Here is a 22,928-nt window from a genome sequence, read left to right on the forward strand (position 1 = left end):
CCTCCTGTGTACCTGAAACTCACTATTCCTTGTTCTCTTTACTCATCTCTGCTACTTTTTCATTTAAGCCCTTCGTCCACTGTGTTACAGGTTTTCTACGGCTTTTAGGTAATGTTATATTCTCATCTATAAAACTAATATCAAGTAATCCGATAATTTGTCGCTCAGCTGCTACACCACTATTTTGCTTGAATACTTCGTCAAAAATCACTGGAATCGTACGCCAGGTCACTCCGATTTTCTGAGCCCACGCTACTAATTGAACATTTTGGATAAACGCTGATACTGCACCGATTGCTTCCAAGTTCGACTTTTCACTTTCACCAATAGGCGCCGTTACAATCAATGTTACAGGAACATCTAAGAAATAGTCCTCTGTTCTCTTCTTAGCCTTTTCGAGATGTTCTTGCTCATAACGTGCCCAAGTGTCTAATCGATCGTAGCTATTCATGATTTCTTTCACAAATACTTGTCGTTCTTGTTGCTCACGAACAATTATGACTTCCCAGGGCTCGTCTTTAGAATGATACGGTGCATAGCTGGCACTTTCTAATAAATCATGTATTGTTTCTAGAGAGATCGTTTGATTCGTTAATGTTCGAATCGTTCTACGTTCTCTGACGATTTGCTCAATTGTACTTTTTTCCATCTTATTCCTCCTATTCCCTACTCAATTTATGATAAATAGAACCTTACTTTATACTCTCACTTCTTACTGAAAATGAAAATCATTCTCAATTAGAAATTAAGAGTACCATTTCACTATTTTTTTTGCAAGTCTCTTTTTGCTTTTAAACGTAAAAAAAAAAGCACCTGACAAAACGAACAATTCGTTTTGTCAAAGGCACTAAATCCGAATAAACAGTGAGAACAATCAGCGGATTCTTTCTTGAAGTGATACGCTTTGTCTCAACTTTTTATACTAACTCAAATGATCGTTCTTGCGTTTCTTTCACGTTTGCTCCGACAAAAACGATAAATCCCCCTGCTTCTGCTTTAAACACCATCTCTTTTGTGTAAAATTTTAAGTCCTCTCTTGTTACTGTAAAGACCACTTCTTTTTCTTCACCAGCAGCAAGTTCGACCTTTTTGAATGCTTTCAACTCTTTGACAGGTCGTACAACTGATCCTGTCACATCTTGGACATATAGTTGGACTGTTTCAACCGTCATGCGCTCTGATTTATTTTTTACTTTGACTGATACTTCAAGTGTTTCTTCCATTTTATTACTGCTTAATGTCAATCCAGAATAGTCCACTTGACTATAAGATAAGCCATAACCAAATGAAAATAATGGGTCATTTGGACTATCTAAATATTTGGAAACAAAACGCCCTTTGTGCGTTGTACTGGTTAATGGACGACCCGTTTTAAACTCACTATAATAAATCGGTAATTGTCCAACTGAGTATGGGAAACTCATACTTAAACGCCCTGTTGGATTTGTTTGGCCAAAGACAATATCTGCTAACGCATTTCCTCCTTCTGTTCCAGGGAACCACGCTTGGATGATTGCGTCTACTTGTTCGACTTCTTTTGTTAAAACAAGGGGTCTACCGCTAATGACGACCAAGATAGTTTTTTTATTCAAGTTTGCTAGTTTTTGTAAAAACTCTTGTTGAATTCGTGGTAAAGTAATTTCTGTGCGGCTGCCTGCTTCACCACTTTGCATTGTATGTTCACCTAATGCAAACACGATCGTATCTGCTTGTCTCGCTAATTCCAAGGCATTCGTAAGTTCTTGTTCTTTTGTTTGGTCATTCAAACCGATTTGCTCAATTTGATCTTTTGTTGCCCCAAATTCACCTAAAAAGGTATAATCTTCCAACATGTCACAGCCTTGTGTATAAAGTAAATGCTCTGAATCAAGATAGTGTTCAAAGCCTTTTTTGATCGTCACGACATCTTCCCGTTTTCCATGAACGGCCCATAAACCGATCAGCTCTTGATTATCTCCGTAAGGCCCTACCAGCAGCACTTTCTCCTTGTTTGGCTTTAACGGTAAAACATCGTGTTTATTTTGCAGTAATACCGTTGATTCAGACGAAACTTTTTTAGCTAATCGCCGTTTTTCCTCTGTTAAAAAAACTTGTTTTTCCTTTTCAGAACTTGCGCCACGATAAGGATCTTCAAATAGCCCCAGATCATTTTTTAGTTTCAACACACGATAAACTGACCGATCTACTATATCGGCACTAATTTCACCTGCTTCGATCAATGGCTCTAATTCTTTTGCATAGCATGGTGTTTTCATGTCAATATCAGTTGTCGCTTCGATGGCTAATTTTGCCGCTTCACGGTCGTTCACAGCTACACCATGTGCAATCAACTCTTGAATGGCAGCATAATCAGATATGATCACCCCGTCAAAGCCCCATTCTTTGCGCAAAATATCTTCTAAAAGGAATTTGCTACCCGTTACTGGCATACCGTCGTACGTGTTAAAAGACGTCATCACTAATTGACAGCCAGCATCGACTGCCGCTTTATACGAGGGGAGATAATCTTGACGAAGTCTGCGTTCTGACATATCAACTGTATTATACTCGCGACCACCTTCTGCTGCGCCATATGCAGCAAAGTGTTTCACACAAGCTGCAATACCACCGCCATTTAGTAGATCTTTTTGTAATCCTGTGACCATTGCTCTGGCAAAGGCTGAATTTAACACTGGATCTTCCCCTGTTGATTCCAAACATCGACCCCAACGTGCATCACGGACTAGATCCACCATCGGAGCAAACGTCACATGCGCACCTGCTGCTTTAGCTTCTTCTGCGGTCTGTTGATAAGCAAGCTCGATCAACTCTGGATTCCAAGTAGCACCTAATCCTAATGGAATCGGAAAAATCGTACGATAGCCATAAATAATATCCGCCATAAACAGCAATGGAATTTTATGTCTACTTTTCTTTAAATAGCGTTCTTGGATTTCCTTCGTTTTATCCGCTCCAGTGACATTGAGCACTGAACCGACTTGATCAACGATTTTTTGATCGATTCCTAATTTTTTCTGTGGTCCAACGGCTAACTCATCTGCATGGAAAAAGTCCCCTGACAACTGAACGAGCTGTCCGATTTTTTCTTCCCAAGTCAATGAATTGAGTAGTTCTTTTAATTTTTTCTCTTCCATTTTTACACCTCTTCACTTTGTTCTTTTAGGTACGTTTTTTTATCCAACCGTTTGAACCACGGATACCAAAGAATTGGTGACAATACTAGTTGAATCACTAACTGTAAAATAATCACAGAGATGCTGCCTTGAACCGCTGCATGAAATCCGATCGGCAATCCAAAAATGGCTTGTACCCCGACAAATTTTGAAACCAGCCCGATTTTTGTTAAGACATACGCTAAAATCAACCCAATACTATTATTGAAAATAAACGGAATCGCTAAATCAAAATTCAACACTAACGGCATTCCGAAAATCACAGGTTCAGTGATTCCGAACAATGCTGGTACGATGGAAATCTTCCCAACTTCTCGATACTGCTTACTTTTTGCTCGCAACATCAATAGCACTAACCCTAATGCCATACCACCAAACGTAATAATATTAAAAAATGCTAGTCCCACAATATTCGGTGGCACTTGACCAGCCGTTACTGCATTCATATTTTCAACATCCATCGCCATCCACAATGGTGTCACTAAAGGCAAGATCACATTTGTCCCATGAATCCCGAAAAACCAAAGCATTTGTTGGATTAAACTTAAAACAATCATCGCTCCGATCGAACCACCGATTCCTTTTAGCGGCACTTGAATAATGGTGTAAACAAACTGGTGCATATTACCAAATGAAGTCATACTAAACGCAAAGTCAATCAAAATAAATAAAACCCCAATCAATACTGTAGGAATCAACGATTCAAACATCCGTGTTACCATTGGTGGCACGCCTTCTGGCATTTTTATCGTCCAGCCTTTCCGTTTGATTGCTATAAATAAGCGACCTACGACTAATCCTACGATCATTGCTGAGAAGACACCTTGCGCACTTAACCAAGTGGTTGGCAATGCTGCAACATCATCAGCCGTTTTATCCAATGGTGTAATCAAAAGAAAACTCATCAATGAAATAATTCCAGCTGCAACATAATCTTCTTTCTCATCTAATTTACGAACCAAATTAATGGCCATCAAAACAGAAATATATAATGCCAGAGAACCAATTGTAAAGGTATTGACTTTCCCTAATAGTGAAATAACTTGTGTAAATCCTTGCAACGTTTTAGACATATTCATAAAAACAACTAATAATACCGCAACCGAACCGATAAATACTGGACCCAATGTTGACATCATTGCACCAGAGATGGCTTGGAGATAAGAATTATTTCCCATCTTATCAAAAAATGGACTTACCTTATCAAAAAAACCGATCAACTTTTTCTTCATGTTTATTTCCCCTCTCAATATCTAGTAAGCGCTTTACTTAATTTTAGTATACTGAGTATTCCCCTTTTTTTCTGTGCGAATTTCGTCTTCAAATCGGAAAAATAATGACTTTTCTATTTGAAATATTTTTGCCGATATTGTTGAGGAGACAAGGTGTAATTCTTTTTAAACACATTGTAGAAGGATTTCACTGAGAGAAAACCATTTGCCATCGCAATATCTAAAACGGTCATATCTGTATCTCGCAATTGATAATAGGCTTTCTCCAGTCTCACTGTATTAACGTATTCAGAAAAAGGAATGCCCATATACTTTTTAAAAAATCGTGAAAAATAGGCAGGGTCATAGTTAAACACTTCTGCTACTTGTTCTAATTTCAATGATTGATTGTAGTGTTTTTGCACATATTCATTGATTTGTTTTAGCCGCTCTAAATGCTTCAAACTTTTGATCCTTTGCTTCGTTGCTATCGGGATGCTATAGTGTTTAGTCAACACAGAAAGAAATTCTATCACGCGACTTTTGACAAGTAGATTCATAGATAAGTCATTTTCCTGATACTTTTGGTAAATTTCATTTAGTAACATTTGAACTTCCGAATCTTTTCGTTTTACTGGAATCAAATTAAATAAAAAACGATCATTATACTGCTGCTGTGTCATTTCTTTCAAAAAAGGAAGTGGAAACTGCATCACAAATACTTCATTAGGTAGTGGGCTTCTAGAAGAATGAATGATATTTGAATTGATAAAAAGGGTATCTCCTGGTTCTAGCAAATACGTTGTCTGTGGAAAACGGACCTCTAGATTTCCTTTCAAACAATACAATAACTCCGCACTTTCATGCCAATGAGTTGAGATCATTCGATCAGGGTTTCTGGATGTAAATGAAAATAATTTAAACGGATAATTTTTATTTGGCGAAATCATTTCATGTTTCATATACAGGCCTCTTTCTTTGTTAAGCTGGTTAAATTATAAGTCATTTAGGAGCTTCTGAGAACGCGGGAGCGCTTATGTATATCTTTTACGCTACTTTGACAAAAAACATAAAGTTCTAGAGTAGCTGTTTCTTTATTGTAAGCTACAAAAAAAGATCAAAGCAAGTTGCTCTGATCGCACATTACATCGTCTAATTCCTTTTTAGTCGTCTAATTCTTTTTCTAGAATATCTCCTGTTTGAGCATTGATTTTTACAGTTATCTCTTTATTGCTAGTTTGCACTTTGACTTCCCAATAAGTAAGGGATAGGTCTCGTTCTAATGACCACTCATTCGCCGTTCCTTCTCCTACACTATCTTCAGCGATTTTTGAGACATCCTCTATTGATAAGATGTCCTTCAACTCTAATGCTTCATTTTTCTTTTCCACACCATTTTGTTCATCTTGATCTAGTGTTTCTTCACGCTCTTTTTTTAGTTCCCCAGTCTCTGCATTGATTTTAACTTCGTATTCTTTAGAGTCATCTACGCCTTTGACTTCATAATAATAGATGCCAAATGAAGGATCTAAATCCAGAGAAGTGATCGAAGTATTTGGATATGCTTCGTTATAGGCTTTAATTGCATCCTCTACACTTACTTTTCTTTGTGATGTTTTTTTCGTGGTACTGTTTGAAGTACCGCTAACATCTTGCGTTGTTGACTGGCTCACTTGCGTACTCATCTTACTTTCTTTGTTTGCCTCCAATGACTTATCCGTATTTGTACAGCCTGCTAGAGTTAAACCTAGACATAATGTCCCTACTACCATCATCTTTTTATTCATTCTATCCATTCCTTTCAATTTTCCTTTAGGGGATTTACTTCATACTATTATTTTAGCAGGTAGATCATACTAAAAAATAAATCAACATGAAATCTAAATGAAGAATTCTTCATTTTATCTGTGTTTTAAATGTTACTGCAAAACGAGTTCCTTGAGGCAATACATCTGTCACAATAATGTCCCCTTGATATTTTTCAACGAGCTCTTTCACAATCGACAATCCGATACCTGTACCAGAAATTTCACTAGAGCGCGATCGGTCCACTCGGTAAAAGCGCTCAAATATTTTGGCTTTCTCTTCATCTGGAATACCCATACCGGAATCTTCTACAATCAATTGGATTGTCCCTTCAACAGAGAAAAGTGTAACAGTGATCGTCCCACTAGGCTCTGTATACTTCATTGCATTTTCAACCAAGTTGCGGGCAATCTGATAAAAATGCTCTACTTGTCCCTCTACAAAAATGCCTGTTTCAATTTCAATAACGATCTCTTGTGTCATCATAACCTTCAGTTCATTGATTGTTTGTTGAATAATCAATGACAAATCTAGCTTTTCTGTATTAAATTGTGTGTCTAATCGACCTAATAATAACAACTTTTCTACAAGGATTTCCAGCCGTTTCGATTCTTTATCGATATAAGAAAGTGAGGTCGGTATCACCTCTGGATGCGATTTTCCACGACGCTTGATCAAATTCACATGCCCCCGAACTGCAGCAATCGGTGTTCTTAATTCATGAGATGCATCTGTTACGAATTGTTGCTCCCGTTTCAAATACACTCTTTGCTTCTCTAGTAATTGGTTAAATGATTTCGAAATGTTTTGAACTTCTTGCGGTGTTTTTGGAATAGTTAGTTGTTGTTTCGAATCTGAAACATTTAATCGATTGATCTCCTCATCCATAACGACTAACGAACCACTCAAATTTTTAGAAAAACGATGCGTAATCAATGATCCCAAAATAATTACGGCCAACGTGATAAAAATCGTTAACGAAAAAATTCTCCCGATAAGGTCAAATTGATCCTCCATATCCACTAAAAGTGTCACTTTTGCTCCATCTTTTTGGAAACTTGCATAATAGTATGGCTCGATCTCACTTGTCCATAAGATTCGGTCAAATACCAAGAACTGTTTCAATTGAGAAAATTCCTGAAATACCTCTTTAGCATCTTCAGAAGAGTAAATAACTTCTCCAGTATCTAACTGAACGTGAACCAAATAAAGAGAACTATCATTAGAGCCTTTTTCAACAAGAACCTTTTGCCACTCTTTCGCTTCTTTCCCACCACTATTTTTTAAAGAATCTTCTAACAAATCAGCTTGTTTTTCAGTTGATTCATATAATTCTACTACTGTAATCCCCATAATCGCTATGCTTAAAATCAATACAGCTGAGATAAGTAGCCCAATAAAACGGATGGTCAATTGGAATTGTGTTGTATTTTTCCGTTGTTTTAAAGTCGTTCTATCTTTTTTCATTGTTTTTCCTCAATGCATAGCCTACTCCACGAACCGTTTGTATCAAACGACCAGTCGGGTCATAATCCATTTTATTTCTTAGAGAACGTATATACACATCAACCGTATTGGTTTGTCCAAAATAATCATAACCCCAAACAGCATTTAGTAATTCATCCCGTGAAAGTACTTCTTCTGGATGTTTGATTAATTCTGCCAATAATTCAAACTCTTTTTGAGTCAATTGGATTTCTTCGCTATATCGTTTAACTACTCGCTTCGTTATATCTAGCGTTAAGTCCTGATACTGAAATAATACAGGCTGTTGTTGAAGTTTTTGTAGTTGCTCTTTGCGGCGGATGATCACTCTGATCCTAGCCAATAATTCTTCAATATCGAATGGTTTTGTAATATAATCATCTGTTCCAGCATCCAGCCCAATAATTTTATCTGTTACTTGGTCTCTAGCAGTCATCATGATAATTGGAACTTGGCTTGTTCGGCGAATCCTTCTTGCAACAGTGATTCCATCATATTTGGGTAACATCCAATCTAATAATAGCATCGTAATGTTCTCTTGATTTTGTTCATATATCTCTAGCGCTTGTTCACCATCCGTTGCCTGTAGTACTTCATATCCTTCAAATCGAAGTTCTTCCGAAACAAAATTAGCGAGACTTGCTTCATCTTCCACTAGCAAAATGACTATGTCCTTCATCTACCCACCCACCTTTTTATATAGAGTACCCAGTATTTAAAACAAGGTCAATCAAATCATGATGAAAAAATCTTCATTTTTTACTTATATAACAAAAATAAACTTACAGCTTGCTCTCTTTAAAAGAATTTTTCATATTGAGTGAAGGTTCTTTTTATGATACCGTTAATAATGAATGAAAAAAAATAGTAACATATTTGATTTCATTCAGATTTTTGCTAGGAAAAAGGAGAAAAAAATGAAAAAAACACTATTGGTACTACTCTCTTTAGCTATGTTGGGGCTTGTCGGCTGTGGAAGTACACCTAAAAGCAAAAAGACCTCTGAAAGCACCAAGACAGAGGCACAATTTGAAAAAGAGTCTAAAAAACGCGAAGAAGATGCCAAAAGAAAACAAGAATTGGTTCAAGAAATCTCAGTTTTAAAAGAATCAATTGCTTCAATGACTAAACTTCAAAAACAAACAGAAGAAATGGCAACAGAAAATACGATGGATGATCTTCAAGCAAATTTTGACGAATCTGTTTCATTAGGTAAAGAGGGACTTGAAGAATTACAAGGTCAGTTAAGTGAAGCTGAAGCTGAATTGGAAGCATTAAAATAGCGAAAAAAAAGAGCTGAAGTCAGCTCTTTTTTTTAATCAATATTACGCAGTTGGAAATAAGACACGATCTCGCCGATTCCCATAAAGATCAAGATCCCACCAAATAATTGGAATAGTGCTAATAAACTACTGAAAGGATTGAATGTTAACACTAATCCTGCAATAATCAAAATCACGCTATAAATCAGCATTGGCATCCAGCTAACATTGACGTATGTGCGTAAATTCACTGATTGAATTGCACGAGTGACACCAACGATCACGATCACAAGTCCAAGGAATATCGGTAAAATACTGACGATTCCTTTCGCAAAAATTAATACGATTCCTGCGATGACTAATAAAACGATCCCGCCAAGAAAACTCATTCCATAGGTACCCGTTGCCTTTTTGACTTTGAACCCATCATAAAGATTTAGCACGCCCATAATTGCAATATAAGCAGAAATAAAATAGACGGCCAGTTGGAAGACACTTCTTGGATTGATTACAATCAATAGTCCAAAAATAATATAAACAATTCCTCGTAAAAGTGCATATTTTCTTAATTGCTCCATAACATTACTCATTATTATCGCCTCCATTAATACTTTGTTTGTTGTTCACTTTATATTGTATAGAATTTCTTTGGATATGACGAATGATATGAATTATTTTGATTGTTATTTTTATAAGGTGTAACACAAATCACCACTATCTTTTTAATGTATTCTTTTTGACTAAATCCCATTGGCAAACAAAAAAACATACTCTCTAATCTTAGTATGTTTTAAATAGTAGGTTGCTGCTTAGTGGAATAACGTCGCATATCACTCAGAATTCTTTACAACACTTAATATATCGCAGTAGAATATGAATCAAGAGGTGATAATCATGTTGTTTACAAAATCAAGATTACAAGGTAGTTCTGTTGTAGTAACATTACCAACTAGCAATGGAGAAAAGCCTGAATCTAATAAAGAATATGTTGTTGTCTATTCAGAAGATGGCACAATTACTTTAATACCAAAAATTGATGACCCCTTTTCTGGTGGAACTGAAGGAGAGTTTTATGAAACAGACGAATGGTCTGAACTAATACCTGAAGGGAGAGAATTATTTTAATGCCTAAAAATAAGCCTTATATCCCTAAAAAAGGTGATATCATTTGGATTAACTTTGACCCTTCAACTAGCAAATAAATTCAAAAACGCAGACCTGGCCTTGTTGTTTCTCGCTATGACTTTAACAGGAAAACAAAATTTGCTGTGGTATGCCCAATTACTACAACTGAAAAAGAGATGCCTACTAGGTATACTCTTCCTGAAGAAATTGAAATACAGGGACAGGTAATTATCTCTCAACTCAAATCATTGGATTTTGTTTCAAGAAAAATTGAGTTTGCTGATCGATTACCCGTTAAAGATATATCTAAGATAGATCAAGTAATTGAATATATTTTTTAAATGGGGAAGCCTTATATAATTTAGTATTCACGATTATGTCACATTATTTTATGTGTGGATTTAAATGTATTTATGTTTGTTTTCTAAAATTTGTAAAAGTGTTTAGTAGAGATGACGTCATCTCTACTGTTTTAATTTTTAATAATTCTTTAGACGTACTTTTACAGATAAATTTCCTAGTATTAAAGCAAGAAAAACTTGACTATCCAATTTTTTTCATGTATCTTATACGTATAAAAGAAGAATGGTCATACACCAAAGACCCCATCACTTTCGGAGAGTGATGGGGTTTATTTTGGCTTCTAGTCGCTTTCTAGCCTTGTCGATTATCAAGCCAATGTTTGAACAGCCCTAAGACCACTCCGACAATAATCGGACCAATGATCGTTGTAAATAACAGAAGAATGGTCATGCACCTCCTTTCTGCGATACGTATCGCCATCGCAAAAGAGAAAGCGACCATTTTCAGCTTATCAAACTTTTTATCCTTCGCTAATTTTTCCTTATAAATAATTCTGATTTTGTCAAACTTGTCCTATTTTTTGGACTGATTTGATCATTTACTCTAATTTACACTCAGCAGAAATAGTCAGCCAACTCAAAAACAATTTGTTATTTTTCCTTATATATAAGGAACCTAATTTTCGTGTTATTTAATCCCTTCCCTCAAAAAAATTCATTGTGAACAAGCCACTCTTTCTGTATAATAAAACGCATAGGATAGAAATAACTAACATTAAAAATAAATAAATTGGCTCTTCGTGGTCTGGCGCCAACCAAACCAGAAGCCTTGTTTAAACAGTAGCACCTGTCAAACAACTTTGCCAATAGCGTAAGGATCGATCTATTTTTGTTGTACACTTCCATAGTGACGACACATTTTATAGTTTCTTTATCTTGCCTATTTGTAGACGATTACAGGTCACCTGTGGATCGTCTTTTTTTATTTCTATCCTACACATTTTGAGAAAAAGAAAAAAGGCACTTCATTGTTCGGCGCCAACCGTTCAATGAAGCCCTGAATAGAAAGTAGCACCTCTCTATCCAAGTTGCCTATTTGCCAGTACCGTAGCACTAGCTTCTTTATTGTACCTAATTCTTGTAAGAATTTCTAGACACTTTTCGAATTTTTCTCTGGTTACACAAAGAAGTTCCCTACAAACTGGCTTAATTCAACCATAGAGACGGACAGCTTTCATTTTTTCTTTTGTTCTACATACCAATAAGAAAAGGAGAACTATCATGAAAAATTCCGTCATCTGCATTAAAACTGTCCCGTATCAAGAGATTCTAAATCTTCGAGATTCACTGGAACGTTTAGAATCTTGGAAAGAACCCTTGGAAGTTTTGGAAAAGTATTTTACCAATCCAACGACACCAATCAACAAAAAACAGGTCGTTAAACAGTATTACTCTAGTGCAAAATTGTTCGAGACGTTTAATAAAGAGTTTGAATCTCTGATAGCTGAGTCGCAAAAACAATTGGCTATTATTACACAAAATCAAAATAGTTGATTAAAAAAAAAGGAATGTTTCTTTGCGTACTTAGATAGTGTAAGGGATAAATTGATCGTTTAAAAATTTAATACAACAATCATGTAATTACAAGTAATTACATGATATAATTGTAAAAAAGGAGGTCATTTCATGGATACCGTAAAAGCAAGAAAACAAGGCAATGCAATTATGGTTACCTTATCAAGTAAGTTAGCTGTAAAAGAAGGTCAGGAATTTTTTTACTACAAAGATAATGAAGGAATTATTTCTCTCATTCCAAAAGTTGATGATTACTTTGCTAATGCTAAACTAGGTCAATTTACAGATAGTGATGACCATTTAGCAACTGATTTTACACCTAGAGGAAATGAACTGGATGATTAAACAAAGAGACATTGTAATCATTGATTTTGAGCCTTCAAAAGGCAGTGAAATCAAAAAAAGACGTCCCGCTTTAGTCATGAGTCGTGATGAATACAACCTTTCTTCAAATTTAATTATTGTCTGCCCAATCACTTCAACTAAGTCGAAACAACCTTACTTTGTTTCAATAAATAATGAGGTTTTTGAGAAAGAAAGCAAAGTAAATACAAAACAAGTTTATTCACTGGATTTTACAGAAAAAGGTGGACGTAATGTTCAAGTGATTGGTCATCTACAAACAAAAGAATTTTTAAATATTGCCCAGCATTTCCTACTAAACTTCAATTTCCCTTTTTAAAACAAATGAAAGGCTTAGAAGCGAATAGTCACTTGCTAAGCCTTTTTCTACTATTCATTTATAAACATCTTTCCTGTGTCCTATTGTCACAACAAGAATCGTTATTGTCTCATCGTCTATATCCGCAATAATACGATAGTTTCCAACCCTATAACGCCACTGTCCATCTTTGTTACCAACTAATCCCTTGCCTATCATTCTAGGATTTTCAATACCTTCGAGATGTTTATCAATCCATGAAAGAATTAGCTTTGCTTGAAATCGGTCCATCTTTTTTAATACTTTTTGTGCTTCCTTTTCATACCGAACAACATACTTTTTCACCGTCATAAACCAAGTTCCCTCATCATTTCCGCATGAGAAATACTTTCGTCTTTCGTTTGATGTTCTTTCATCAGTTTATTGTACGTTTCTAAATCAATTTGATCTTCTAAACTTTCCAAAATTTTAGTTCTAGCAAGCTCAGATAAAGATAATCCATTAAAATCAGCCATTTTTTGCATGAATTCTTTTTCATCATCAGATAATCTAAATGTCACAGTGCTCATTTCATTACCTCCTTTTGTACACGTTTGTCTTACGGATTATTGTAACACAAAAGTGTACACATTCAAAAGGATCGTCCTCCCATTTCGGACTCTTTATACCAGACACTCTAATCCTCAATCACAAAATCAAACTCAAAGGTCCTTTTAATCAGTAGCATCATCAACTGCAGTTCTCAGTTCTTGTTTTAACGCTTCGTAATACCCTAGTTTGTAAAAGTTATACCATTGTTCCACTTCTTTTTCAGGCATTACTTGAAGTGCCAACAAAATTTCTCTCGCAAATTCTAAATGCCCAGTCCCATTAGCTGTAATCAGGTTATTTGCTCTTATTGCTTGAACTTCTAAATAGTGATTCCCACCCGTATAACGTGCACCCGCATACTCTTGTAAGTCTTGTAATTGGTTACTCGTATGCTTATGATCATTTAGTAAACCTAAACTTCCCAAATAGACAGTCGCATCACAAATGGCTGCGATCAAAGCACCTTGTTGTTCCGCTTTCGCTACTAAAGCATCGACTTCCTTAGCTTTATCCGTTCGCCAAGATTTTCCACCAATTAAAATCAACGCAGCAAACTCTTTTTGACACGCTTCGGCAAACGTATAATCTGGTACTGTCGAAAAACCGCCCATTGAATGAATCGCTTGTTTTTCATTTGAAACAGTTTTAACCGTGAACTCCTCTTGCTGATTCAGTTCAGCCGCAATCGATGCTGCTTCCCAATCTGCATAATCTTCTAATAATACAAAAAACACTTCTGTCATGATTTATTCCTCCTTATATATAGGTAACAACGTTCCGCTATGCTACACCTTGTACTTTTCAACATCTTAATAACAGGAGGAAGCAACGTTCCTTTCAGTCACCTTGTACCAATCAATATCAACTCGTAACTTCGTTGTATTTCTTGGCATGTTTCAAAGCAAAAGCGAAGCAGGCTCATTCAGCTCCGACTGGAAAATAGGAAAAATCGATTGTGGTGCTCTTTACCACAAACTATTTTTATCTTTTTCCTGAGTGACTAAGCTACCTCTTAGAATTCATCATACAACAGAAGTGTGACAACTGATTGTCAGCTTTTATAAAGAAAATACATTTGTTCGATTTTCTCTTTGACTGCGTCTACTAATATTGGTGGTTCAATGACTCGTACTTTGTCTTGTAAACGTAAAATGAAATCGACTGATTTTTTTAGGTTTAGCAATGGAAATACAATCGTTCCAGTCGCTTCTTTTTCATGTTCCTGAAAAAATTCTGCGCCAAGTTTATCGATCAAGTATAATTTATCGTTTTGCTCATAGGTTAAGACGATTTGCTGCACTTCTGGTGATACCATCGCTTCTAAATAATCATTTTCAGACTCCATAGTTAACGCTACAGCATCTATCGCTCTAGGTTCAAATCGCTCATCTAGCAGCGTATATGTTGGAATCCTTGTCAGTTTAAATAAGCGAAATGCCTGTCTTTTTAGACAAAAACCATACAGATACCAATGTGAAGCTTTAAAAATAAGCTTATAAGGTTCTATTTCCCGTTCAGAATAGCCTTTCTTGGAATGGTATTGAATCACAATGATTTGCTGCGTTGCTATCGCTTGTCGAAGATCATCCAATTTATTTTTTCCTTCATTTGGTTTATACCAAGAAGATAGATCAATCAATAAATCACTTTGCGGCTGTTGTACCTTCATATTCGGGGCAATTTTTGCCAGCAAAGGACTAATTTCAGAGGATGTTGAAATACTTTGAATCGCTGAAAGTCCAGTCATTATCGTCGAAATATCCTCAGTTGAAAAAACATGTTTGCTGATTTTGTACCCCTCAACAATGCCGTATCCGCCATGAATGCCTGAGTACGAAATAACCGGGATCCCTGCTAAATTTAACGTTTCAATATCACGATAAATCGTTCGTTTGGAAACCTCAAGCCGTTCTGCCAATCCTTTGGCCGTCATTCGGTCATTTTCCGTTAACAAATTTACCAAACTGAGTAAGCGATCGATTTTCATAATTTCTCCTTTTCGCTGAATCTATACAGATAAAAAAGGAATCCATTTGCTAAATGCTCATCGATTCCTTCTTTCTTGATTTTTATATCATCATTATACTGTGTAATTGGCTCTAGTACAATTCGAGAGAGTCGGCGGACGCACCAAAATCGGACTATCCTATACGTCTCTCTACAAAATAATATTATCCTTCAGAATCTCTAAATCTGTAATCACAATCTTTCGATCCTGAATCCTGATTGCTCCTAAATCCTTCAGTTGCTGCATCATTCGATTAACACTACTAGCGGATGTAATTCCACAAAAATGAGCGATTTCTTCATTTGTCACCACAAAATCAATCAACAAACCATCTTCAATCTGAACTCCAAATGTATCATATAGCTCATAGATTTGTGTACAAACCGCACCAAACTTCCCGTTCATCAACATCTGTTGCATCTTCTTCATTGAATACATCAAACGAACACGGTAATAATCTTTTACATACATCTGCAGCTCTTTGCTTTGATTAATGTCCTTCCAAAATTGGACACGGTCAATCTGATATAATTCAGCCTGCTCTGATTCAATTCTAATATTGAACGGTGCATCAATAAATTGAGAATATTCATCCCTTAACAGAGAAACGATTTCCAAACTGTTGATGTATCTTAGATTAAATTCTCGTCCATCAGGTGAAATGACGCTCGTTTTGATGGTTCCGCTTTTTAGTACGTAAGCATATCGATCTTGCAGTCCTTCATACGTAAGGTAAGTCTTTTTTTTCTTAACTACTATAGGAAATGAGTGATCATCTAAGTATTCTTGTAACACATGACTATCCATTTTTCAGCTCCTCATTATTTTTTGAAAATTTTCTGTAAAAATAAATGCTAGTCTTATTTAAAATGATAACACATCGAAGAGCAACAACAAATGTATATGTCTTTTGTCGTGTTTTTTTGTTAATAGCTTTTTTAAAATACAAATCCACATTTTTTTTGAACGCTTTTTTCGTATAGTAATAGCTATAACTGGCTTTCAGAAAAAAATTGTAATTTCCATAATAAGCTTATGAAAACAAGAAAGAAGGAATCAAACACAATGTCGGAACATCCAGAAGAAAAATTATTCAACAAAGGGTTTATCAGTATCACCATCATTAATTTTATCGTTTACTTAGTCTATTATTTACTAATGGTGATTATTGCAGTCATTGCACAAGACACGCTTCATGCTTCTTTAGGTCAAGCGGGACTTGCCTCAGGTATTTATATTATCGGAACCTTGTTTGCGCGGTTGTTTATGGGAAAAACCTTGGAGCTGATCGGTAGAAAAGCAGTCTTGAGATATGGAGCATTATTTTATCTGATGACAACGATCGCTTATCTTTATATTCCCAGTATTGGTGTGCTCTATCTCGTCCGTTTACTAAATGGTTTCGGCTATGGGGCTGTGTCGACTGCAACCAATGCTATCGTGACAGCGTACATCCCCAAATCAAAACATGGTGAGGGCATCAATTATTATGGATTGAGTACCAGTTTAGCTGCAGCAATCGGTCCGTTTATCGGGATGGTTCTATTAAATACAATGAGTTTTTATTTTATTATTTTGTTTTCTATCATTCTTATTTTATGTACAACCATTGCTTGTTTTATCTTCCCTGTAAAAAATATTCAATTAACTCCAGAACACAGAGCTAGTTTAGCAAGTTGGAGTATCAATAGTTTTATTGAAAAGAAAGTGTTGTTTATTTCATTTATTGCCTTTTTGATGGGTCTTTCTTATTCAAGCGTTTTGTCTTTCCTTTCATCTTATGCAAAAGCAATTGATCTCGTCGGGGCAAGTTCCTTCTTCTTTGTAGTCTATGCTTTAGTGATTACGGCCACTCGCCCATTATCCGGTCGGATTTTTGATGCTCGCGGCGAAAATGCCGTTATGTACCCTAGTTTTATTTTCTTAACGGTTGGTCTGTTCTGCTTAAGCATGACAACAACAAGCTGGATGTTACTCGTTTCTGGCGGTTTGATCGGGTTAGGTTATGGTACATTCATGTCAAATGGACAAGCGATTTGTCTAAAAGCCAGTCCCAACAGTCATCGTATCGGGATTGCTTTATCGACTTATTTTATCGGCTTAGATCTAGGGCTTGGAGTAGGACCTTACCTCTTAGGTGAATTGCACAATTTCATGTCATTTTCTGGTTTATATTTAGTTGCCAGTGCAATTCCAATCGTTTGCATTATTCTTTATGCACTATTTTATCGGTCAAAAGCAATTGACTATAAAACAATTCCTGCAGAATAAATAACATTTTAAAATAAGGAGAATCAGAATGAATACAGATGAACGTATGTTAGAAGTTTTACAAAAAACTTTAGTAAAAATCGAAGAATTGAATACACGTTTAGGCCATATTGAAAGTGACCTTACTTCCATGGATCACCATCAAACAAATATGGATCGCTATGCTAGAGAAATCGAACTAGCAACTGAAAATAATAATATTATGGGATAATAAAAGTAGTAATCAAACAAGCTAGAATAATATTACGCATAAGCGTGATATTATTCTAGCTTATTTTTATTGAAGAATCCCTAATTATTTTTAAGCATAATCATTACTTTAACATTAAATTTAAATAAAAAAACAAGATAATTAACCAATATTTCACAATAATTCCTATATTAACCTTGGTTTATATCAATAAAAGTATTATCATTCATTGAGGGAGGTAGGATCATTTTATGAAAGATTTTTTTATGAAAAAAAACGATCAACAGAAATTTGAGATTTTTAAACTAATTTGCTTCAGTCAAGAAGGGATTTCTGGCTATTCTATCTCAACAAAAGTAAATCTGTCTTTGAACCTCGTTTATCGAAAAATCAAAATGCTCGCGGATGATTTAAACGAACTATTTGAACCAGGCGACGTTTTCATCGTTAAAAACGATATACTCTATACAATTGTTATCAAAGACTCTGTAAATATTAGTTATGTAATTGATACCTTACGGCTCCACTATATCCAACAATCCCATGAATATTTGATCTTTCGCACTCTATTATTAAAATACTACCCCAGTGTCGAATCCTTATCCCAAGATATTAGTTTAAGCATTGCCCACACCTATAAAAGCTTACATCTAATCAACAAGGTCTTGAGCAGTTTTAAAATTGAAATAAATTTCCCTAGAGATGACACGCAAGTTAATTTCAAAGGATCAGAAATTCATTTTCGTTTATTTCTCTTCTATTTTTATTGGAACGTATTTAGAGGTCTTGTGTGGCCCTTTAGAAAAGCAATCACTTATATGAAACACATTGAATTGCCTATAGAAAACATTCCTAATTCCCAAAAAATGCGTTTAAAATACTTCCAATCTTTAAGTGCCTGGCGCATTCTATACAGGGGAGAACTTGTCACTATTGAACCTGATTTTTTAGCTGTTATTACATTACTTAATCAAGTCCATCCGATTAAATTTTCACTTGACTTAACTATTTCTGGAGATGAACTTATTCGGGAGGAAAACTATTTTGCCTTTTTATGTCGGATTTTTGTCTACGATGTTGATACTCATGCTCAAAAATTAGAAACCGCGAAAGCTTTTATCCAGTCCGATTTGCCACTGGCAAAGAGCTGTACCTTTGTTTTGGATAGTCTTTATATGGCTTATGATGTTAAACCTCAAGAGGCAGATTATCTTTTTTCTTATTACTCACTTTTACTTGCGCTAGCCTCTATTACCTATTTACAAATCGACAATTCTGATTTACTTGAAAATAATCAAAAGATCTCTAAACTAGGAAAAGCATATGCTGATTTCCCTCAAATGGAGCTAGAACTCGCAGTACTTGCAAAAAAATTATTTTCTGAAGATCGTTATCTTAGTGCCTTGGACTCAAAAGGATTTTCAATGTATATAGTATTTCTATTTTATTTTATTTTAGATAGTTCTAAAAAATCAGAACAACTAAAAATCTATGTACAATATTCAAAAAATCATTTTACTACTGAAGAAATAAAAAAAAGTCTCTCAACTTTCTTTAGCTCTGAATTAATTCTTTTTGTTTCTAATATTGAGGAATCTGATATACTCATTTCTGATTGTTATGAAAAAGACTATCCAAATGAAGATTTCTTTTATTTTGAAAATCCAGTCAACGAAAATGATTGGGAAGCCTTGATCAACTATATTAATGGTAAAGCGTATAAAAAATGCTTTTATAAGCAGTTCTAGTATTTACCAAAATAAGAGTGTGAAGATTTTAACCGTCAAAGGGCAGATCTTCACACTCTTTACTTTAGAATGCAGGCGTTAATGTTTCACTATATTTTGTTTGCAACAATTCTCGTACCTTATCACTGGTCATAGCTTTTTGCAACGCTTTGATTTCAGCTGAATCTTTGTTATCTTCTCTAGCAACCAAACTAATTGCAAAACGATCATCGACTTTCTCCTCTAATAAAATCGCATCTTTTGGTGTCAAACCGATTTTGGCAATATAGGTTGGGTAATTATAAACCATCGCAATATCTTTTTCATTGTATGCTTCGGCTAAGTTTAACAAATCAACTGAGACCCATTCAATATTTTTGGGATTATCGACGACATCTTTGATTGTTCCGTTAAAGCCGACACCTTCTTTTAGTGTGATCAAACCAGCATCATCTAAAATTGCTAAAGCTCGTCCCTCATTAGAGACATCACTTGGTAAAGCAATTTTAGCTCCTTCTGGAAGACCCTTGATATCTTTGTATTCTTTAGAATAAAAACCGACTTTAGCATTGTATATTTTTTGTACAATCACTAAATTACCCTCTTTTTCTTCATTGAACTTTTGCATGAATGGTTCATGCTGTGCAAAGTTTGCATCGATTTCTTTGGCATTCAATAACTCGTTATATTGAATATTGTCATTCACTTGAACTAACTCTACTTTGTACCCTTCTTCGATGTTTTTGCCAGCCAGTTCAACCACTTCGACAGTCGATGGAATATGTGACGCGACTTTGATGACTTTGTCTTCCTTTCCCTTGGTATCTGAGGCTTTTTTCTGACCTGTACAACCTGCCACAACAAATCCAGCCACAACTAACATACTAATCAATACTTTCTTTTTCATCTTATTGCTCCTAACGATTATTTTTTATTTATTTTTTTAGCTAATGCGCTACCGCTAATTTGAATAAAACTAACGAAAAAAATCATAAGTACAATTGCTGTATACATGACCGAATATTCATAGCGTTGATACCCATAACGTAAGGCAAAATCTCCGATACCACCACCTCCGATCACACCCATCACAGTTGAATACGACACCATGCTAATGACAACTGAAGTCAATGCCAAGACTAGACCGGATCTTGCCTCAACGTACAAAAAACGAAAAATCAGTTGCAGCTTTGTGCTACCCAAAGACTGAGCAAGCTCTAAAATATCATTCGGAATTTCTAATAATACTTGTTCAACAAGTCGGGCATAAAGGGCCACTGCTACAAAACTCAAGGGCAACGCAGCGGCATAGGTTCCAAACGCCGTTCCCAATACTAAACGTGTAAAAGGAATCAAGGCTACAACAAACAGCAAAAATGGAAATGAGCGCACAATGTTGATGTAACCATTTAGCAAGATCCCAACCCAACGATTGGTTTTAGTTGGTATTTTTTTGGTTAAATAGACAAAAGTCCCCAATGGTAGCCCTATGCAGATGGCTGCAATAATCGAAATCAAAATCATAATGCCGCTTTCTGTTAAAGCTTTGCTTAATTCTGGGAGGTAATAGCTTATTTTATCGATATATTCTGTCATCATCCTAAACTCTCCCGAACTCTTTCATAATAAGAACTAAATTGTGTCTGTTGCTGTTCTTTTTGAATTTCTATGGTCTCTAAAACTTTGCCATTTTCTAAAATCGCTGTCCGATTGCATAATTGCTTGATCAAGTTCAGCTCATGGCTGACAATGACCATGGTAGTCCCAAAAGTTTGGTTGATCCGTTGCAACAATGTCAAAACATCATAAGCGTTTTGACCATCCAAGGCAGAGGTTGGTTCATCACAGAGTAAAATCTCTGGCTGTGTAATCAATGCCCGAGCAATCCCTACACGCTGTTTTTCACCGCCACTTAGCTGTTTTGGGTAAGATTCCCCTTTATCTGACAGACGGACAAATTCTAAAACTTCTCGGACTTTTTGCGGATCATATGCGCTATTTAAGCGTAGCGGTAGAGCGATATTCTCATTCACGGTTTGATTGTAAAGTAAATTAAATTGTTGAAAAATCATCCCGATCTTTTTCCTACTTTGCCGTTTTTGGGCATCACTTAACTGCATCAAGTTTGTTCCATCGATGTTGATCTGCCCTTGGCTTGGCAACTCTAACGTATTGATCATGCGCAATAATGTTGATTTGCCTGAACCGCTCTCACCAATCACCCCAAATATCTCATGAGGTTGGATTTGTAAATCAACCTTATCTAAGGCTGTAATAGATGTATCATTATGACGATAGATTTTTGAAACTTGGTCAAACGTAATCATTTCATATCCTCCAACTTAATCAACCAGCAACTGGACAAATTCTTCTTTAGTAACATTGGCAAAATAATCATCGATTCTAATCGGTGCTAATACCTGTTTAATTGCTTCCGGTGCATATTTACAGCCAATCAATAAATCAGCTACTTCCTGTGTATCTTTTTGACTAAAGTAATCACCATAAATCGTGATTGCTGTGATTCGATCTTTTTCTACAGAAATGTTCGCTTCAATTAAGCCACCTTTGAACTTCTCTTCTCTTTTGATCGTGTATTTAGGTTCTTCACCAAATATCCAAGCATCATTTGCATAAATGTCTGCAACTAATTGGTCGATTGCCTGCTCATCTGCTTGGGTCAATTTATATTCGTGCGTTTGGATAGCTTCCATCGTATCAGCACTAAACAAATGCAGTAATAGCTTATCTCGAAAAGCTTCTGTGGTAATGTCTTGGTATTCCTTCGCCAAATAAGGTTTGAGATTTGTCACTCGGCTTCTAACTGACTTGGTGCCTTTTGAAGCTAACTTTTTTTCAGAAACAGTCAAAACTCTACTGACTTCATCTAAGTCAACATCCAGCATCAAAGTGCCATGGGAATACATTTTTTTATTTTTGGTATACATCGCATTCCCAGAAAATTTTTTCCCATCGATCATTAAATCATTGCGCCCACTGACCTCAGCACCCGTTGCCCCCATTTCATGTAGAGCTTCAATGATTGGCTGTGTAAATAGTTTGAAATTACCAAAAGAGGCATGATCCGCATTCACAACAAAACTAAAGCTTAAATTGCCTAGATCATCGTAAACAGCACCTCCACCAGATAATCTTCTCGTAATGATGACTTGATGTTCCTTCGCATACTTTAGATCAACTTCAGCACGCACATTTTGATTGCGTCCGACAATTACACACGGTTTTTGAATATAAAATAAAACAAGTGGTTCATCAAAGGTTCGCTGATTCAACAAATACTGTTCTGTGGCTAAATTTCGACGAATGTCTTGTGAGGGCATAATAACATAATACATTTACTTCCTCTTTTCTATAAAAGTGCTTTCAATTTTGCCAAATAAAAAATTCTGATAATTCCAATAACAGTTTCAGTCTATCATTCCTAATTATAAAATTACATATATTTGCTCAAAAAAGCTTTATATTATAAGGAAAATCGATATTTTATATAACAGAAATTTAAACATGAGACAGTTTTTAG

General features: G+C 35.6%; 26 protein-coding genes and 1 pseudogene. 9 read left to right on the plus strand and 18 right to left on the minus strand.

The features are described 5' to 3' along the window. Positions 1-22: 22 nt before the first annotated feature. The 7 genes from ATZ35_RS02605 to ATZ35_RS02635 form a co-directional block, all read right to left on the minus strand. Positions 23-649, minus strand: a complete 627-nt coding sequence (locus tag ATZ35_RS02605) for a nitroreductase family protein (protein ID WP_208929399.1) — start codon at positions 647-649, stop codon at positions 23-25. Between the two features lie 268 nt (positions 650-917). Continuing rightward, entirely contained in the window at positions 918-3,134 is a 2,217-nt protein-coding gene (bglX, locus tag ATZ35_RS02610; RefSeq protein ID WP_208929400.1) for a beta-glucosidase BglX, read from the minus strand. A gap of 2 nt (positions 3,135-3,136) precedes the next feature. Next, on the minus strand, positions 3,137-4,405 hold the full coding sequence (locus tag ATZ35_RS02615) for a PTS sugar transporter subunit IIC (protein WP_208929401.1): 1,269 nt from the start codon (positions 4,403-4,405) through the stop codon (positions 3,137-3,139). Positions 4,406-4,518: 113 nt separating this feature from the next. After that, positions 4,519-5,346, minus strand: coding sequence for an AraC family transcriptional regulator (locus tag ATZ35_RS02620; RefSeq protein ID WP_208929402.1), 828 nt, complete (start codon positions 5,344-5,346; stop codon positions 4,519-4,521). Between the two features lie 201 nt (positions 5,347-5,547). Then, positions 5,548-6,171, minus strand: coding sequence for a PepSY domain-containing protein (locus tag ATZ35_RS02625; protein ID WP_244148200.1), 624 nt, complete (start codon positions 6,169-6,171; stop codon positions 5,548-5,550). Between the two features lie 109 nt (positions 6,172-6,280). After that, a complete protein-coding gene (locus tag ATZ35_RS02630) occupies positions 6,281-7,657 on the minus strand; it encodes a sensor histidine kinase (protein ID WP_208929404.1) in 1,377 nt (458 codons plus the stop codon). Beyond that, positions 7,644-8,354, minus strand: a complete 711-nt coding sequence (locus ATZ35_RS02635; RefSeq protein ID WP_208929405.1) for a response regulator transcription factor — start codon at positions 8,352-8,354, stop codon at positions 7,644-7,646. Before ATZ35_RS02635 ends, ATZ35_RS02630 begins: the two co-directional genes overlap by 14 nt. A gap of 238 nt (positions 8,355-8,592) precedes the next feature. On the opposite strand from ATZ35_RS02635, the gene ATZ35_RS02640 reads away from it, so the two are divergent. Further along, complete coding sequence (locus ATZ35_RS02640; RefSeq protein WP_208929406.1) at positions 8,593-8,958, plus strand: hypothetical protein; 366 nt, start codon at positions 8,593-8,595, stop codon at positions 8,956-8,958. A gap of 32 nt (positions 8,959-8,990) precedes the next feature. Here ATZ35_RS02640 and ATZ35_RS02645 read toward each other — a convergent pair whose 3' ends face one another. Then, positions 8,991-9,527, minus strand: coding sequence for an HdeD family acid-resistance protein (locus tag ATZ35_RS02645; RefSeq protein ID WP_208929407.1), 537 nt, complete (start codon positions 9,525-9,527; stop codon positions 8,991-8,993). A gap of 304 nt (positions 9,528-9,831) precedes the next feature. Between ATZ35_RS02645 and mazE (ATZ35_RS02650) the strand changes: the two genes are divergently transcribed. After that, on the plus strand, positions 9,832-10,062 hold the full coding sequence (gene mazE / locus ATZ35_RS02650) for a type II toxin-antitoxin system PemI/MazE family antitoxin (protein ID WP_208929408.1): 231 nt from the start codon (positions 9,832-9,834) through the stop codon (positions 10,060-10,062). After that, positions 10,062-10,403: pseudogene (locus ATZ35_RS02655) on the plus strand (type II toxin-antitoxin system PemK/MazF family toxin). Before mazE (ATZ35_RS02650) ends, ATZ35_RS02655 begins: the two are co-directional and overlap by 1 nt. Before the next feature lie 313 nt (positions 10,404-10,716). Here ATZ35_RS02655 and ATZ35_RS02660 read toward each other — a convergent pair. Continuing rightward, positions 10,717-10,815 carry a type I toxin-antitoxin system Fst family toxin gene (locus ATZ35_RS02660; RefSeq protein ID WP_206848569.1) on the minus strand — a complete coding sequence of 33 codons (99 nt, stop codon included), beginning with the start codon at positions 10,813-10,815 and terminating at the stop codon, positions 10,717-10,719. Between the two features lie 830 nt (positions 10,816-11,645). Between ATZ35_RS02660 and ATZ35_RS02665 the strand changes: the two genes are divergently transcribed. The 3 genes from ATZ35_RS02665 (at position 11,646) to ATZ35_RS02675 (ending at position 12,621) form a co-directional block, all read left to right on the plus strand. Then, positions 11,646-11,918, plus strand: a complete 273-nt coding sequence (locus tag ATZ35_RS02665; protein ID WP_208929409.1) for a hypothetical protein — start codon at positions 11,646-11,648, stop codon at positions 11,916-11,918. A gap of 132 nt (positions 11,919-12,050) precedes the next feature. Continuing rightward, positions 12,051-12,284 carry a type II toxin-antitoxin system PemI/MazE family antitoxin gene (mazE, locus tag ATZ35_RS02670; RefSeq protein ID WP_111248475.1) on the plus strand — a complete coding sequence of 78 codons (234 nt, stop codon included), beginning with the start codon at positions 12,051-12,053 and terminating at the stop codon, positions 12,282-12,284. After that, positions 12,268-12,621: a type II toxin-antitoxin system PemK/MazF family toxin gene (locus tag ATZ35_RS02675; protein WP_208929410.1), complete on the plus strand. Its 354-nt coding sequence runs from the start codon at positions 12,268-12,270 to the stop codon at positions 12,619-12,621. The genes mazE (ATZ35_RS02670) and ATZ35_RS02675 overlap by 17 nt, the downstream gene beginning before the upstream one ends. A gap of 54 nt (positions 12,622-12,675) precedes the next feature. Here the strand turns inward: ATZ35_RS02675 and ATZ35_RS02680 are convergent, their stop codons facing one another. The 5 genes from ATZ35_RS02680 to ATZ35_RS02700 all read right to left on the minus strand — a co-directional run bounded on the left by ATZ35_RS02680 (position 12,676) and on the right by ATZ35_RS02700 (position 16,006). Beyond that, on the minus strand, positions 12,676-12,951 hold the full coding sequence (locus tag ATZ35_RS02680) for a type II toxin-antitoxin system RelE family toxin (RefSeq protein ID WP_208929411.1): 276 nt from the start codon (positions 12,949-12,951) through the stop codon (positions 12,676-12,678). Next, entirely contained in the window at positions 12,948-13,169 is a 222-nt protein-coding gene (gene relB / locus ATZ35_RS02685) for a type II toxin-antitoxin system RelB family antitoxin (protein WP_111248472.1), read from the minus strand. Before relB ends, ATZ35_RS02680 begins: the two co-directional genes overlap by 4 nt. 144 nt (positions 13,170-13,313) lie before the next feature. Next, the gene (locus ATZ35_RS02690) at positions 13,314-13,934 is read right to left on the minus strand and encodes a type 1 glutamine amidotransferase family protein (protein WP_208929412.1); all 621 of its coding nucleotides are present in this window, start codon (positions 13,932-13,934) and stop codon (positions 13,314-13,316) included. Positions 13,935-14,242: 308 nt separating this feature from the next. After that, positions 14,243-15,178 (minus strand): helix-turn-helix transcriptional regulator, encoded by a 936-nt coding sequence (locus tag ATZ35_RS02695; RefSeq protein WP_208929413.1) that lies wholly within the window; start codon positions 15,176-15,178, stop codon positions 14,243-14,245. Positions 15,179-15,349: 171 nt separating this feature from the next. Then, entirely contained in the window at positions 15,350-16,006 is a 657-nt protein-coding gene (locus ATZ35_RS02700) for a Crp/Fnr family transcriptional regulator (protein ID WP_208929414.1), read from the minus strand. Between the two features lie 258 nt (positions 16,007-16,264). Here ATZ35_RS02700 and ATZ35_RS02705 point away from each other — a divergent pair, with 258 nt between their 5' ends. From ATZ35_RS02705 to ATZ35_RS02715, 3 genes are all read left to right on the plus strand, one after another. After that, on the plus strand, positions 16,265-17,470 hold the full coding sequence (locus ATZ35_RS02705; RefSeq protein ID WP_208929415.1) for an MFS transporter: 1,206 nt from the start codon (positions 16,265-16,267) through the stop codon (positions 17,468-17,470). Positions 17,471-17,498: 28 nt separating this feature from the next. Then, complete coding sequence (locus tag ATZ35_RS02710) at positions 17,499-17,681, plus strand: hypothetical protein (RefSeq protein ID WP_208929416.1); 183 nt, start codon at positions 17,499-17,501, stop codon at positions 17,679-17,681. A 230-nt stretch (positions 17,682-17,911) separates the two neighbouring features. Continuing rightward, the gene (locus tag ATZ35_RS02715; protein ID WP_208929417.1) at positions 17,912-19,408 is read left to right on the plus strand and encodes a helix-turn-helix domain-containing protein; all 1,497 of its coding nucleotides are present in this window, start codon (positions 17,912-17,914) and stop codon (positions 19,406-19,408) included. 64 nt (positions 19,409-19,472) lie between these two features. On the opposite strand, the gene ATZ35_RS02720 is transcribed toward ATZ35_RS02715, so the two are convergent. Genes ATZ35_RS02720 through lplA form a run of 4 tightly spaced genes read right to left on the minus strand, consistent with a single transcriptional unit; the run spans position 19,473 to position 22,743 of the window. Beyond that, on the minus strand, positions 19,473-20,294 hold the full coding sequence (locus ATZ35_RS02720) for a MetQ/NlpA family ABC transporter substrate-binding protein (protein WP_208929418.1): 822 nt from the start codon (positions 20,292-20,294) through the stop codon (positions 19,473-19,475). A gap of 17 nt (positions 20,295-20,311) precedes the next feature. Continuing rightward, complete coding sequence (locus tag ATZ35_RS02725; protein ID WP_208929419.1) at positions 20,312-20,986, minus strand: methionine ABC transporter permease; 675 nt, start codon at positions 20,984-20,986, stop codon at positions 20,312-20,314. After that, positions 20,983-21,714, minus strand: a complete 732-nt coding sequence (locus tag ATZ35_RS02730) for a methionine ABC transporter ATP-binding protein (RefSeq protein ID WP_208929420.1) — start codon at positions 21,712-21,714, stop codon at positions 20,983-20,985. Before ATZ35_RS02730 ends, ATZ35_RS02725 begins: the two co-directional genes overlap by 4 nt. A gap of 15 nt (positions 21,715-21,729) precedes the next feature. After that, positions 21,730-22,743, minus strand: coding sequence for a lipoate--protein ligase (gene lplA, locus ATZ35_RS02735; RefSeq protein ID WP_208929421.1), 1,014 nt, complete (start codon positions 22,741-22,743; stop codon positions 21,730-21,732). Positions 22,744-22,928: the final 185 nt, after the last annotated feature.

The sequence above is a fragment of the Enterococcus rotai genome (genome assembly GCF_001465345.1).
Classification (GTDB): domain Bacteria; phylum Bacillota; class Bacilli; order Lactobacillales; family Enterococcaceae; genus Enterococcus_L; species Enterococcus_L rotai.